The organism is Shewanella seohaensis, from assembly GCF_023283775.1.
Lineage (GTDB): Bacteria > Pseudomonadota > Gammaproteobacteria > Enterobacterales > Shewanellaceae > Shewanella > Shewanella seohaensis.
In genome coordinates, this window is sequence record NZ_JAKILE010000006.1 from 115,942 (window position 1) to 130,740 (window position 14,799).

Below are 14,799 nucleotides of genomic sequence, written 5' to 3' on the forward strand. Positions count from 1 at the left end.
AGCAGATGAGTAACGATTTTCAATTTATTGAAGTGGGTCGCAAAGACCCAACTAAACACCCTGCAGCAAAGCGTTCGACTCAGTTTATTGAGATTTATCAGCCCTTTGCTCAAGCTCAGGTGACTGAACAGGCGGACCGTTGCCTCGATTGCGGTAACCCTTATTGTGAGTGGAAATGCCCGCTGCACAACTATATTCCCAACTGGCTAAAGCTGGCACAGCAGGGCCGGATTATGGAGGCGGCGGACTTAGTCCATGAGACCAATACCCTCCCCGAGATCTGCGGCCGCGTCTGTCCACAGGACAGACTCTGTGAAGGGGCTTGTACCCTAAACGCCGACTTTGGCGCCGTGACTATCGGTAATGTGGAGAAATACATTACTGATACCGCCATCGCCCAAGGCTGGCGTCCGGATATGAGTAAGGTCACGCCACGCAAGGAAAAGGTCGCGATTGTGGGCGCAGGCCCTGCTGGTTTAGGCTGCGCCGATATTCTTGCCCGTAATGGGGTTAAGGCTGTGGTGTTTGATAAGTATCCCCAGATTGGTGGCCTGCTAACCTACGGTATTCCCTCCTTTAAGCTGGATAAAGCCGTGATGGCAACTCGCCGCACAGTGTTAGAAGGCATGGGCATAGAGTTCAAGCTAGGCGTAACTGTGGGTAAGGACGTTGCCTTTAACCAACTGCTTGAGGAATACGATGCAGTCTTCCTCGGCATGGGAACTTACACCGCCATGAAAGCGGGCCTTGAGGGCGAAGATGCCCAAGGCGTGTACCAAGCCCTGCCTTACTTGATAGGTAACACTCATCACCTGATGGGCAGCAGTAATCCAGACACCCCTTACCTCAATCTTGCCGGTAAGCGCGTGGTGGTACTCGGTGGTGGTGATACCGCCATGGACTGTGTTCGCACCGCAGTTCGCCAAGGTGCCAGCAGTGTGATTTGTGCCTATCGCCGCGATGAAGCCAACATGCCAGGTTCGCGCCGCGAAGTGCAAAACGCCCGTGAAGAGGGAGTGAACTTCCTGTTTAACCGTCAACCCGTGGCGATTAAAACCCAGGATGGCAAAGTGGTGGGTGTGGAATGCGTTGAAACCCAAATGGGTAAAGCCGATGCGAGTGGCCGTCAACGTGCTGAAGCAATTGAAGGCAGCGAACAGTTACTCGATGCCGATGCGGTGATTATCGCTTTCGGTTTCCAACCTAGCCCTGCGCCTTGGTTTGCCGATTACGGCATTGAACTCGACCAATGGGGCCGAGTAAAAGCCAGTAAACAGGCCGATAACCCATTCCAAACCACCAATCCAAAGGTATTTGCTGGCGGCGATATGGTCCGTGGCTCGGATCTGGTTGTGACCGCAATTGCCGAAGGACGTGAAGCCGCGCAAGGTATTCTTAACTACTTAGATTAATTGTTTTTTGTTGTACCGCTGTACCTGTGAGTCTCGGACTCGTACCCACGAGTCCACCATTTGCTTGTGAATTTTGGCGCACCTTAGGGTGCGCATTTTTTTACCTTCCACGCGTTTTATCCCACCCCAATCAAGCAATCGCAATCCCACAATAACGTCAAAGCATAACTGTGGTATATTAGCCGCCATTCTGTTATCCCACTCTTTTAGTGGCATCACACATTCAGTTGAATCAAAAGGGTCTCCCATGAAAATTGGTATTATTGGCGCAATGGAGCCAGAAGTTGCCCATCTTATTGCGGCTATGACAAACGCCTCATCGCAAACGATTGCGGGTATTGAATTTATCGCTGGCACCTTAGCAGGCAAAGACGTTGTAGTGACACGCTCTGGTATTGGTAAAGTCGCCGCCAGTATTGCCACCACGCTGCTGATTGAGAAATACGCCCCCGATGCGGTAATCAACACAGGTTCTGCGGGTGGTTTTGTCGATTCACTGTCGATTGGCGATATCGTGATTTCATCCGAAGTGCGCCACCACGATGTGGATGTCACCGCATTTGGTTACGAAATTGGCCAAATGGCGCAGCAACCTGCAGCCTTTATTCCGGCGCCATACTTAGTCGAAGCGGCCAATAAGGCCATCGCACAATTAGGCGAAGTGAAAGCGATTGAAGGCTTAATCTGTACTGGCGATAGCTTTATTTGCGACCCAGTACGTACCAAGACCATGTTAGAGCACTTCCCAACCATGGCGGCCTGTGAGATGGAAGGCGCAGCAATTGCCCAAGTGTGTCATCAGTTTGGCGTGCCATTCGTGGTGATCCGCTCGCTCTCTGACAACGCCAACAACGACTCACCGGTCGATTTTGATTCTTACATTGTGAAGGCAGGTTACCATTCGGCACTAATGGTGATGTTGCTGCTTGAGCAATTAGATCCAAACTCAGTAAAGTAATTGACTAAAGCATGATTGCGGAAAGTACCTGATGCACAGTTCTTTTTATCAACAACTTGTCGAAATTGATGGCGCTTTGTTTGAGGGCTTCTTGGTACTTTTCTTTGCTTTATTGCTGGCGCGTTTAGCGCCATTGCCAAGGGAAATGCAACCACTGATTTGGTTTAGTCACTTAGCCAGACAGCTCGCCGCCAAAGTCAATCGCCCCGGACGCGCGCCCAGCCAACAGGCAACCGCTGGCTTTTTAGCCATGTTGCTGCTGGTATTTCCTTTTTGGGCGATTATCACTTTTTTACTCGAACTCGCCGCCTTCCCTTGGTTCTTTGAGTTTTTAGTTCTGTATCTGTGTTTGACGGATGCAGGCTTTAGCCAAGTCGCCGACGAAATAGCTAAAGCATTGAAGCGCGAGGATAATGCCAGCGCAAAAAAGCTATTACAGCCGTGGATTGTCCGTGATACGGATAGTCTGTCGGAAGTCGGTTTAACCAAGGCCACGATAGAAAAGCTCGCTACCGCACCGATTTACGGCACGGCATCGACTATCTTCTTCTTTGCGATCGCAGGCGCCCCTATGGTGCTGGCGGTCAGAATGATTAAACAACTCGAACTCAGTTGGCCGCCCATTCAACCTAAGTACCAACACTTTTGCAGTTCGGTACACGTTATTTCTACGGCGCTGCTGGCGATCCCCGCTTGGTTATGGAGCCTGTCGATTGCGATTCAGGGTGGCCCCAAGGCTTTAGCAATGCTGTTTCGCACCTCTAAAAATCATCCTGCCCTGCGGGGTTATGTGATGAGCGTGTCCTTAGTGGCAAACATTTTACGCATTGAATTGGGTGGACCACAGAAGTTTTCGGGACAGCGTATTGATGTGGCTAAGATTGCCCATGGGCCACAGCCACACCAAGAAATGATTGCCCCCGCGGTAAAACTCACATCGCGGGCCTGTGCTATCTGGTTTAGCTTTATTACCTTACTTCCTATCATTTGGGCGGGTTTACGCTGGCTACAAACCCTGTGATATGATGCCTTTAATCTTAACATTGGGTTAAAGGCTGACTATCTTGTTCGAAAACATGCATGTTTCATTAACAACTCCCGCCTTGTTATTTCCGGCAATCTCACTGCTATTACTGGCCTATACCAACCGTTTCTTTGCATTGGCAGCACTGATACGTCAGCTCAGTAACGGTGATAAACCCGTGCATAAGGATCAGATTAAAAACTTAAGCCAACGGATCCGGATTATTCGCCGCATGCAGGAGGCTGGCGTATCCAGCTTTGCCCTGTGTGTGCTCTGTATGATTTTTATCTATATCGGTTTTAATAAGACGGGCTCGGTGATCTTCGGTGCCAGCTTACTACTGCTGCTCTATTCACTGATTTTGTCTGTGATAGAAATTCGTATCTCTGTGGACGCGCTAAACATCCACATCAAAGAGATGAGTAAATGAGCCACTGGATTTACTTCTTCGATTTATGTGGCACGGCGGTATTTGCCCTTTCTGGCGCCTTAGCCGCAGGGCGTCACCGTATGGACCCTTTTGGCGTTATCGTACTGGCCTCGGTGACTGCGGTCGGCGGTGGCAGTATTCGCGATGCGCTGATTGGCGCCACGCCCGTGTTTTGGATCCGCGACCCTAACTACATCATTGTCATACTCGCCACAGTCCTAGCTTGTTTGCTGTTGGTGCGCCGCCCCCGCAAGATGCCGCAATATACGCTGCCGGTCGCCGATGCCTTAGGTTTGGCCCTGTTCACTGTGATTGGTGCCGAAAAAGCCCTCAATATGGGACTCAGTGGCATGATTGCCGTCGTGATGGGCTTGATCACGGGCGTTGGAGGAGGCATTATTCGAGACTTCCTGTGCAGACAAATCCCTATGGTGTTACGCACAGAAATCTATGCCACAGCATCGATTATTGGCGGCATAGGTTATACCGTAAGCCTTGCCTACGGGATGGGCGAAAAAACGGCGCTATTTTTAGCCATGACCAGTGCCTTAATCATTCGCCTATGCGCCATCAAATGGCATTTATCGTTACCCGCCTTTGATCTCAAAACCAAGAGGGAATAGTTTGCGAATATTGTGTCTTTTAGTCTGTCTTATTTGGGTTCCGGCCTTGTTTCCTGCGTCTGTACACGCTAACTCAGGGGAAATGCCAGCAGAACAGCAGTTAGCCGTAAAATACATGAACGCGCTAACCGAGCACGACTATCAAACACTCGGCAAATTCTATAACCGTGATACCGTCTTCTTCGATAAAACCGCCAATCGTAAATACACGGGTGGACGGTTTATTATCGACTTCTTTGAGCGCGCCCACGAAGGTGTGCTCGAATATGATTTCAATATCGAGCATATGTATAACGCAGGCTCCCTCGTGGTGATGATTGGTAACTATCACTTTAAAGGGCCCGGCGAGCAGTTTGGTAAACCCGGGAAAATTATTGATGTCGCCATTCCAGGAGTCACCAGCCTTAAGCTCGATATGCGTAATCACAGGGTCACAGAGCATGTGGATCTGATTGATTACCAGACCATGTCAGACCAATTAGCGATGCAGTAGTCACAAAATTTAGCTTTTATTGAAACTTGAGCCCTCAAAACGAGTCGAAACCTGCAATGAGTCAATACGACTGAGGTGCGGCGTCCTATGCCCACGGGTCGTTTCGTTTCAATGAGGTTTGTATGAAGTTGTTTGGACTGATTGCCCTACTCGCCCTGAATGGCCTAATGCTCGCGCCCCATGCACAGGCGCAGCAGCCGATTATTGTGTCCTACGCGGTGCAACCCGTAAGCCATTTCAACCAGCAACTGCGGGCCGCACAAGAGCAACATCAAGCTTGGAGCGAAGATCCCACCGCCATCAGCAGCCAATATGCGGGTAAAAAATTTACCCTTGTTCGTACTCAGCCCACCAAGGATGGAATATTTACCTATCAAGTGAGCGAGTTGTCACAGCAGCACCCACAAATGCTGTTAATTTTGTCGCTTAAGAAGAATGCCCAACGCTGGCAAGTGGATTCAGCCCAACTGGCGTGGAAGTGTCGCGATGGTCAGCATTTCGGTACCGACAGATGCAATATCGGCGAGCATGAGGCCAGCACAGCACCTTAAGCACTGTCTCATATGCACAGTCTCTTAAGCTATCGAGATAAAATGCAGTTATAAAAAGAGCGCCCTTAGGCGCTCTTTTTACTGCTTGGTAAGTACTTATTAACCTTCTAAGCACTCACTGGCTGTCGTCACATGGTGACATCCGATTCGACTTAAACCAGAGTCACTTTCGCGAACTTACGCTTACCGACTTGGAATACGGCAACCGTGCCAGCGCTTAAGGTCATACGGCTATCGTCAACCTTCTCACCGTCCATCTTCACCGCGCCTTGCTTGATCATACGCATCGCATCGGAAGTCGAACCCACTAAGTCGGCATCTTTAAGTAAGTTAGCAATCGCTAAGCCTTCACCCGCCGCTAATTCAACCTCAGGGATATCATCTGGGATAGCGCCCTTTTGGAAACGGTCGATAAAGGCTTGATGGGCACTCTCGGCCGCCGCTTGGTCGTGGAAGCGCGCGATGATTTCCTTCGCGAGCGCAATCTTGGTATCACGCGGGTTAGCACCGTTGGCGATATCTTGTTTGAACTGTTCAATCTCGGCCAAAGGACGGAATGACAGCAGCTCAAAGTAACGCCACATTAATTCGTCAGAAATCGACATGATCTTGCCAAACATTTCATTGGCGGGCTCACTCACACCAATGTAGTTGTGCGCCGATTTAGACATTTTCTTCACGCCGTCTAAACCTTCAAGCAGTGGCATCATGATCACGGCTTGTGGTTTTTGGCCTTCGGCTTTCTGTAACTCACGGCCCATCAACAGGTTGAACTTTTGGTCGGTTCCGCCTAATTCAACGTCGGCCTTCAGGGCTACTGAGTCATAACCCTGTAAGAGTGGGTACATAAATTCGTGGATAGCGATCGACTGACCCGAAGCATAGCGCTTCTTAAAGTCATCACGTTCCATCATACGGGCGACGGTTTGCTGCGAGGCTAAACGGATCATCCCCGCTGCGCCTAATGGCTCTAACCAGCTCGAGTTGAACTCGATACGGGTTTTTGCAGGATCCAGAATTTTATAGACCTGCTCTTTATAAGTCTCGGCGTTGGCTAATACTTGCTCACGGGTGAGGGGTGGACGCGTGCTGTTTTTACCACTTGGATCACCCACCATACCGGTAAAGTCACCAATTAAGAAAATGACTTCATGACCTAACTCTTGGAATAATCTTAATTTATTTAAAATTACTGTGTGTCCAAGATGGATATCCGGTGCGGTAGGATCAGCGCCTAACTTGATACGAAGTGGACGTCCTTCTTTGAGTTTTTCCAGCAGATCCGATTCGAGTAGGATCTCATCGGTACCACGTCTAATTTCTGCTAATACTTGGTCTAAATCAGCCATCTCGGCGGGGACTCCTAAGGCCATGATCATAAAATGAGGAGACTTATGTTACTTGTTAGCCACCACAATTGAAAGTGTGTACACTAACGGGATTATTCAAGCCTTAGGTAATCGGTATCGGCGTCACATGGGAAAGGTTATAACGTTATTTAAATTGCTGCCTAAAAAGCATCAAATTCTCCTCAGCATTCTTTCTGTTATCACTACGATAACCCTGCTCTTTCCCTCTGAAGAAGCGCAAGCTTCAAGACAAACTCAAGGTGTCGCAGACCAAGCTCAAGTCAATACCCGTTACGATGTTCCCTTAGCCTTTCGCTCACCAGAGCGTCCAGAAGGTGTTGAGGGCCAATCGCAAGATGCATCTACCAACGCCACGCCGTTATCTTCGGCCGACGCCTTAGCCGCAGGCAATGTACCCGCCAGCGAAACCTTAGAGAGCGCCCACCATAGGGACGTTGAACATTTTAATGTGAAAAATGGCGATACCTTAGCCGCAGTATTTGAGCGCGCTGGACTCACCAGCAAAGATGTGTATGAAATTACCCTGTTGCCACTCGCCAAACAGAATCTGTTAAAAATCATCCCAGGCGAAGAAATCGTGATTTCAAAGGATGCTAAGGGCGATTTAACCGAAGTCCGCTATCGTGTCGATGCGGTATCGACTTTAGTGATCACTAAGGATCAAGATAAGTATTCCGAGAAAATCTCCGAAAAGGACATTGAAATACGCACCCAATTCACCAGTGCGAAAATCAAGAGTAACTTCTGGAATGCCGCCGTCGATGCGGGTTTAAACGCGAACCAAATTATGCAGCTCTCGACCGTGTTTGGCTGGGATATCGACTTTGCCTTGGATCTGCGTGAGGGCGACAGCTTCGCCATTATCTACGAGCAGGAATATGCAGAAGGCGAGTTTTTACGTAATGGCAATATCCTCGCCGCCGAGTTTATCAACCAGGATGAGCGCTACACCGCGGTTCGTTATACCGACGGCAACTACTACTCCGAAAACGGCACTAGCATGCGTAAGGCCTTCCTGCGCTCACCGGTCGACTTTAAATATGTCAGCTCTAACTTCAACCCGAAACGTCTACACCCTGTGACGGGGCAAGTTAAGGCTCACCGCGGCGTTGACTATGTTGCCGCCATTGGAACCCCCATTAAGGCGGCGGGTAATGGCCGAGTTATCGAATCCGGCTACAATCAATTTAACGGTAACTATGTGTTCATTAAGCACAACGATACCTACACGACTAAGTATTTGCATTTGACCAAACGCAACGTCAGTAAAGGGGCCAGCGTTAAGCAGGGGCAAATTATCGGCACCTTAGGTAAGACAGGACGCGTCACTGGCGCTCACCTACACTATGAATTTATCGTTAATGGCGTGCACCGTAACCCAAGAACGGTTGATTTACCTAAGGCCGAATCGATTGCCCGTAAAGAAAAGCCACAATTCGATGCGCTCAGCAAACAGTTGATGGCCAGCATTTCACAGAACAAGCAAACCCAATTGGCGATGCAATAACGACGGACGGATCCCCTCACATGAACAAGGCTTATTATATTGGACTGATGTCTGGCACCAGCATGGATGGCGTCGATGCGGTGTTAGTCGACTTTGCGGGCGAGCAGCCGCAACTTATCGCAACGCATACCGAGGCGATTCCAAGCCATTTGCTTAAGGGATTGCAGCGTTTATGCCTGCCCGGCAATGATGAAATCAACCGCCTTGGTCGCCTTGACCGCAGTGTGGGTAAATTATTTGCCCTCGCCGTCAATAACTTGCTTACCAAAGCCCAGATAGCCAAGGAAGATATCATTGCCATTGGTAGCCATGGCCAAACCGTGCGCCACATGCCAAATCTAGAGGTGGGTTTTACCCTGCAAATTGGCGATCCGAACACCATAGCAACCGAGACTGGCATCGATGTGATTGCCGATTTTCGTCGTAAAGATATTGCCTTAGGTGGCCAAGGCGCGCCGCTAGTGCCCGCCTTCCACCAGCAAACCTTTGCCCAAGTGGGTAAAAAGCGCGTGATCCTCAATATTGGCGGCATTGCCAATATCACCTATCTGACCGGGAATCGTGAAGAGGTACTAGGCTTCGATACTGGGCCAGGCAATACGCTGATTGATGCTTGGATCCAGCAAGTGAAAAATGAGCCCTATGACAAAGACGGTGAATGGGCTGCTTCGGGCAACACCGACCAGCAGCTATTGACACAATTGCTGTCGCATCCTTATTTCTCCCTCGCCTATCCCAAGAGCACCGGGCGTGAATTGTTTAATCAAGCTTGGTTAGAACAGCAATTATCAGAGTTTAATCAATTGGATGAAGAAGATATCCAATCGACATTACTCGATTTAACCTGCCACAGTATCGCCCGCGATATCCTTAAACTCGCCCCAGTGGGAGAGTTATTTGTCTGCGGTGGCGGCGCCTTTAATACCGAGTTAATGCAGCGCTTAGCAGCGCTACTGCCGGATTATCACATCGATACCACCTCAGCACTCGGTGTCGACCCTAAATGGGCCGAAGGCATCGCCTTTGCGTGGCTCGCAATGCGTCACAATTTAGGTTTGCCCGCTAACCTACCTGCAGTGACAGGCGCTTCGCGCGAAGCCGTATTAGGCGGACGCTTTAGCGCTAAGTAAAACTCAAACCTACTTAAGTAGTTTGTGTTTAAGCAGTATGATGTCCCGCTGCGGAAAGCCATCGAGCGTCATCACTAAGCGGTTTGACTCCGGAATATAAGTCATGGAACCAAAGCCGCTTAGGCTAGAGCGGGGAACCCTTAGGAGTGATGTCAGCTGTTGATTGCTCGCATCCCAAAAATTCAGCCGCTGCTCGTTACCATTGCTCGATTTAAAATACACTCCGTGTGCAGTAAGCACCCAGTTATTGCCCGCGCGAAACACCTTCCCCGGGATAATCTCTTGCACCTGTTCGGGCTGCGTGAGGTCAATCTGCCAGAGTCCATTCATTCCGTAGCGACTAAATACAAATTCGTTGGCCGATTTTGCAAAGCCCACCGCCATACTCAGCGGACTTATCACCTTAGGCGCACTATTGTCCAAATGGAATTCTGTGATGCCATCGCTGGTTGATGCCAACACCGCCGTCCCCTTCCAATTCCAGCTGGGGCGGCCATGATTGTGATAACTCGAGGCTAAGGCGGTAATGTTCTTATTGGTTAAATCTAAAATAAAAATACGATTACCTTCGTTGCGATCGTCGGGGGCGATAAAAGCGATTTTGCTACCATCGGGGGACCAACGCGGATAAGCGACACGCGACTTAAGCTGGGTGTGTTGCTCCAGCTTTTGCCCTTTGGCATCCGAAGTCCAAATCTCGTTATAGCCCGTATCGCTGGAGACAAATACTATCCGTTTCGCCTCAGGGGAATAATCGGGATTGCGGTGGCTAATGCCGGAATACAGCAGCGGAAACAAGCTGCCGGGCACGGATTCACCGAGGGAAAAATACGCCATCTGGAATTGACGACGATACTGGTGATAAACCAGCTCGCCCTCATCGGATACGCTACTGGGATAGCTCATGCCCTCCACATCGAGTGGGCGAATATGGGCCGTTTCAATATCGATAGTAAAACCGTTGCGACTGCCAGAATCTTCGGTGGCAAAAACCAGCGACTGGCTATCAGGCGTCCAACTCAAGCCGCGAATATCTTCTAACCCATGGGTTAAACGTGTTTCATTGGCACTGGCTAAGTCGCGAATAAAAATATCCTCAGAGATATTACTAAAGCGCCTCGCTATCGCGAGCCAGCGACCATCAGGGCTAAAGGCTAAATCTCTATCCTCATAATTACACTGGCTTTCGCAGGATAATCTTTCAGCCTTAGCGTCCGCATTTGCCAAAGCTAAACGGTAAATTCCCCCCACTTTATCCGCCTCGTGGGAGGAGATATAAGCAAGATATTGACCATCGGGAGAAATATCTATGGCCGCCATATCGCTACTACAGGGCGCTAAGGCAAGGGTCTCGTTGGTCGCAAGAGTCAACTGAGTGATATGGCATTTCCCCGTGCCATGGATACGGGAGGCAAAAAACAACTTAGTGTCATCTAAGCTCCACACTGCACGAAGCTCTGCCGATGTGGAAGGTGTTAACTGGCGGGCGGGGACATCTTCACGTTTAAAATCTTTAAGATACAGACTGGATGTCACTCCGGGGCGACTCGCACCATACACAAGCCAACGCCTATCGTGGGACAGCCTAGGGTAACGCTCAGAACCCGGATCCCGCGTAAGCACTGTGATTTGGGTTTCCGTCATGCGCTGTTTATCTTGATACAGATGCACGCCCATAAAGAGACCGGCCACTAGCATGACCGCCCCCATCAAACTCGCCATCCAATACAGGCGTCGTGTGGTGTGCTGTAACTTCGCCTCTGTGGTTTGAAGCTTATCGTCATCTGTCTCATCGGCAATGTCATACACTGGCGGTAATAACAGGCGATAACCGGCTTTACGCACGGTTTCAATCACGCCGCCTTCAAGCTCGAGGGGCGATAATTGCTGACGTAAATGCCAAATAGCATTCGTGAGTGCCTTAGTGCCAACGTAAGCATTGCCTTCCCAGACTTTATCGATCAGCTCGTCACGGGTCACAACATGAGGATGACGCAGGGCGAGATAGCTAAGCACTTCAATAAACTTAGGTTGAAGTGACACCTTAGCCGATTCCTGTTGAGCACTTTCCTGCCCCTGCGTTTGAAATGAAATTGAGTTATCGGAAGGGTCAATGCGACAGCTTCCTAAGCAAAAACTCAACTTACTCTTATCCTTCATTTTTTCTCACACCTGCGTTATTCATCTTTTTATGGTTAGGGTAATGAGTACAACATCTTGGCTAGATACTACCTAAGACTGAGCCTGGTTAGCAAACGAATGATTTAAACTAACTATTTAAAATTCAAAACATTAGCATGCAAAAAATCTAAAATAGAGATTTAAACAATATAGAAACGAGCCAAAGCCGATTGCGACCAAGCAACAGATTGATTACAACTGCATGACCAATAACAACATAAACCTCAACGTCTTACACCTGTTTACCAATGCGTAGTGCGGGCGTGAGTCACATCTTAGGGACCTAGATATGCTTCGCTTTGCCTTGATTTGCACCGGCATGATGTTGTGCCCGCTGTTTGCCCCAAAAACCTTAGCGCAGGACTACCAGAAACCGTCTCCCGCATTACAGCAAACCATCAGCCACAGTAGCAATCTCACGACTCGACTCTCAAACGATCATCAATGGCTGGCATTACTCAGCCCGATTTCGGCGCCGAGCATTACCACGCTGGCCCAGCCAGAGCAAAAGTTGGCAGGATTACGTATCGCCGCCGAGCAATATTTACCGAGCCGCATCACCCAGCGCTATCACCAACTCAGGCTGATTAATATTCAAGACAAGCGGCAGCGACTGATAAGCTTGCCCGGTGGCCACGATATCACCGAGCTGCAATTTTCCCCCGACAGTCGCTATCTCTCCTATGTGAGCCTAACGCCAGAGGGTGGTTACTTATATGTTTACAACCTCGCTCAAGATAGCCACAAGCGCCTGTCAGACAACCGATTGAATGGCACGATTAGCCTTGATTATCAGTGGGCTAACAATAACAGTCTACTCGCTCGCTTTGTGTTAACCTCCAATGCCAACACAAGCATGGCTCAGGCCGTTTACGCACCGAAAACCAAGGAAACCTCAGGCAAACAAAGCCCGCAGCGCACCTATCAGGACTTATTGAAAACCAGCGCCGACAAACAACGCTTTAGCCAACTGACGACCAGTCAATTGGCCCGAGTGGATTTAGATGGCAAGCTGACAACTATCGCCGCACCGGGTATTTTTGAGGATTTTTCGGTGTCACCCGATGGGCGCTATATTTTAACCCATCAGCTGACCACGCCCTTCTCAACCCAAGTAAAGTATTATGATTTTCCAACCTTAACAGAGATTTATAATCTTGATGGCCAACGTATTACGCAACTGCACCACAGCCAGAGTGGAGAATCTAAGCCCCAAGGAAGAGACTCAGTGCTCCCTGGCCCACGCCAGTTCCATTGGGTTCAAGGGCGAAGCGCAACCTTAGCCTTTACCGAGGCTCTAGATCAGGGCGATAGCCAGCAGGAGGCGCCGCTACGGGACAGTCTATGGCAACTCGATGCCCCCTTTCCCCCAAAGGCTAAACTCATCGCCAAAACCCCTTGGCGGATCATCGATATCGACTGGGCGGAGAACAACATCGCCCTAGTGACCCAGCGCAATAGCAAAGCACAGTTACTGCGACTGAGTAGCCTAGACACCCGCCTTGGAGAAAGTAGCCTACAAACGTTGAACGAGCGTAATCTGCGCGATAAATATCAAGAACTTGGAATATTCCCCAGAGAATACACCCAAGGCAAAGGGCATGTGATCCGCGTGCAGCAGGCGCAAACCACAGGGCTTATTCACTACGGCCAAGGGGCATCGCCACAGGGGGATAAGCCCTTCTTAAAGCGTACCTCATTAGTGACGGGTGAGTCGTCACTGCTTTGGCAATCGCCAGCCCAGCAATTAGAGTCGGTGCGCTATGTGCTCAATCTTGAGCCCTTACAACTGATTATCAACCGTGAAAGCCCAACTGAAGCCCCAAGCCTTGTCTTAATCGATGGCGCCAAAGAAAGTGTGCTCTACCAACAGGCCGATGAACTGAGTGCGTATCGGGGAATGCAGAAGCAGCTTATCACCTACAAAAGAGCCGATGGCGTACCCCTGTCTGGCACTCTCTACTTACCCGCCAATTACACCAAGGAGCAAGGCACCCTACCCGTGTTAATGTGGGCCTATCCGCGGGAATTTAACGATCCCGATGTTGCGGGCCAAATTAGCTTTAGCGCCAATCAATATCCCAGCATCAGCCCTAGGGGCCCAATCCCATTAGTCGCCGAAGGCTTTGCGGTGTTTGATAAAGTCTCTATGCCCATCATCGCTCAAGGGGGTAAAGAGCCCAATGACAGCTTTCGTGAGCAACTCGTTGCCAACGCACAGGCGGCTGTCGATACATTGGTGGATTTAGGCATTGCCGATCGCAAACAAATCGCGGTGGGTGGACACTCCTACGGGGCCTTTATGGTGGCAAACTTGCTCGCCCATACGGATTTGTTTTATGCAGGCATTGCCCGAAGCGGTGCCTATAATCGCAGCCTCACTCCTTTTGGTTTTCAAAATGAGGAGCGTTACTACTGGCAAGCCAATGATATTTACCAGCAAATGTCACCGTTTAATTACGCTGATAACATCAAATCACCCTTGCTATTAGTTCACGGTGAGATGGATCAAAACTCAGGCACTTTCCCGCTGCAATCTGAGCGTTTGTTCGATGCTATTCAAGGCCTTGGCAGTAAAGCAAGATTAGTTATCCTGCCATTTGAAGGACACAGTTATGCGGCTAAGGAATCCCTAGAACACTTGCTCTGGGAACAAAGCCAGTTCTTAAAGGCAAATCTGCCGTCCACAAACCTGTGAGCCAATAAGCTAAATAACGCTTAGCATTCCACAAGTACATCCCATCAAAGGATTGGCGGCATAACAAGCCGCCAATCGCTTAACAAGTTACTGCTATCACTTATCCCTAAATACTGTGTTTATTCAGTATTCAAGAGAGTATCTCCCCTCACTGATGCATCGAACCTCTGAATCTTTAGCCTTTGTCTCTTAGAGCTTTTGACTCTTAGGTCTTTTGACTATTCCCAGTTAGTCGATTGACTTTATGCTCTGTTTTTCTCACTCAAGGCGCACCGAAGAGCATTCGCCTATGTGAGGAGCTTATATGTAGCGCGCGAGCAAGGTTCTTGTGTTAAACGCCTTTGTTAAGTGATTGTTTTAAAATATTAGTCTAAACACCAGAATTAAGAGTTTAAGTTAATTACCGTAGTCTAAAACCAGTA

At 49.4% G+C, this 14,799-nt stretch carries 12 protein-coding genes; 10 read left to right on the plus strand and 2 right to left on the minus strand.

Annotated elements, in window-relative coordinates; genetic code table 11:
- The first annotated feature begins 5 nt into the window (after nt 1-5).
- The 7 genes from L2713_RS08975 (at nt 6) to L2713_RS09005 (ending at nt 5,491) form a co-directional block, all read left to right on the plus strand.
- Nucleotides 6-1,412 carry an FAD-dependent oxidoreductase gene (locus L2713_RS08975; RefSeq protein ID WP_248967649.1) on the plus strand — a complete coding sequence of 469 codons (1,407 nt, stop codon included), beginning with the start codon at nt 6-8 and terminating at the stop codon, nt 1,410-1,412.
- A gap of 247 nt (nt 1,413-1,659) precedes the next feature.
- Nucleotides 1,660-2,370, plus strand: a complete 711-nt coding sequence (locus L2713_RS08980) for a 5'-methylthioadenosine/adenosylhomocysteine nucleosidase (RefSeq protein WP_037427597.1) — start codon at nt 1,660-1,662, stop codon at nt 2,368-2,370.
- Nucleotides 2,371-2,401: 31 nt separating this feature from the next.
- On the plus strand, nt 2,402-3,391 hold the full coding sequence (locus L2713_RS08985) for a cobalamin biosynthesis protein CobD/CbiB (protein WP_109285509.1): 990 nt from the start codon (nt 2,402-2,404) through the stop codon (nt 3,389-3,391).
- 55 nt (nt 3,392-3,446) lie between these two features.
- Nucleotides 3,447-3,824, plus strand: coding sequence for a DUF2721 domain-containing protein (locus L2713_RS08990; RefSeq protein WP_011623626.1), 378 nt, complete (start codon nt 3,447-3,449; stop codon nt 3,822-3,824).
- Nucleotides 3,821-4,447, plus strand: a complete 627-nt coding sequence (locus L2713_RS08995; protein WP_248967650.1) for a trimeric intracellular cation channel family protein — start codon at nt 3,821-3,823, stop codon at nt 4,445-4,447. Before L2713_RS08990 ends, L2713_RS08995 begins: the two co-directional genes overlap by 4 nt.
- Nucleotide 4,448: 1 nt before the next feature.
- Entirely contained in the window at nt 4,449-4,940 is a 492-nt protein-coding gene (locus L2713_RS09000) for a nuclear transport factor 2 family protein (protein WP_086903126.1), read from the plus strand.
- A 122-nt stretch (nt 4,941-5,062) separates the two neighbouring features.
- Nucleotides 5,063-5,491, plus strand: a complete 429-nt coding sequence (locus L2713_RS09005; protein ID WP_248967651.1) for a hypothetical protein — start codon at nt 5,063-5,065, stop codon at nt 5,489-5,491.
- 152 nt (nt 5,492-5,643) lie between these two features.
- Here the strand turns inward: L2713_RS09005 and tyrS are convergent, their stop codons facing one another.
- Nucleotides 5,644-6,840 carry a tyrosine--tRNA ligase gene (gene tyrS / locus L2713_RS09010; RefSeq protein WP_011626902.1) on the minus strand — a complete coding sequence of 399 codons (1,197 nt, stop codon included), beginning with the start codon at nt 6,838-6,840 and terminating at the stop codon, nt 5,644-5,646.
- A gap of 127 nt (nt 6,841-6,967) precedes the next feature.
- On the opposite strand from tyrS, the gene L2713_RS09015 reads away from it, so the two are divergent.
- Entirely contained in the window at nt 6,968-8,368 is a 1,401-nt protein-coding gene (locus tag L2713_RS09015) for a peptidoglycan DD-metalloendopeptidase family protein (protein WP_248967652.1), read from the plus strand.
- A gap of 20 nt (nt 8,369-8,388) precedes the next feature.
- Nucleotides 8,389-9,498: an anhydro-N-acetylmuramic acid kinase gene (locus L2713_RS09020; protein WP_248967653.1), complete on the plus strand. Its 1,110-nt coding sequence runs from the start codon at nt 8,389-8,391 to the stop codon at nt 9,496-9,498.
- A gap of 9 nt (nt 9,499-9,507) precedes the next feature.
- On the opposite strand, the gene L2713_RS09025 is transcribed toward L2713_RS09020, so the two are convergent.
- Nucleotides 9,508-11,658, minus strand: coding sequence for a winged helix-turn-helix domain-containing protein (locus L2713_RS09025; RefSeq protein ID WP_248967654.1), 2,151 nt, complete (start codon nt 11,656-11,658; stop codon nt 9,508-9,510).
- 310 nt (nt 11,659-11,968) lie between these two features.
- Here L2713_RS09025 and L2713_RS09030 point away from each other — a divergent pair, with 310 nt between their 5' ends.
- On the plus strand, nt 11,969-14,377 hold the full coding sequence (locus tag L2713_RS09030) for an alpha/beta hydrolase family protein (RefSeq protein WP_248967655.1): 2,409 nt from the start codon (nt 11,969-11,971) through the stop codon (nt 14,375-14,377).
- The last annotated feature ends 422 nt before the right edge of the window (nt 14,378-14,799 follow it).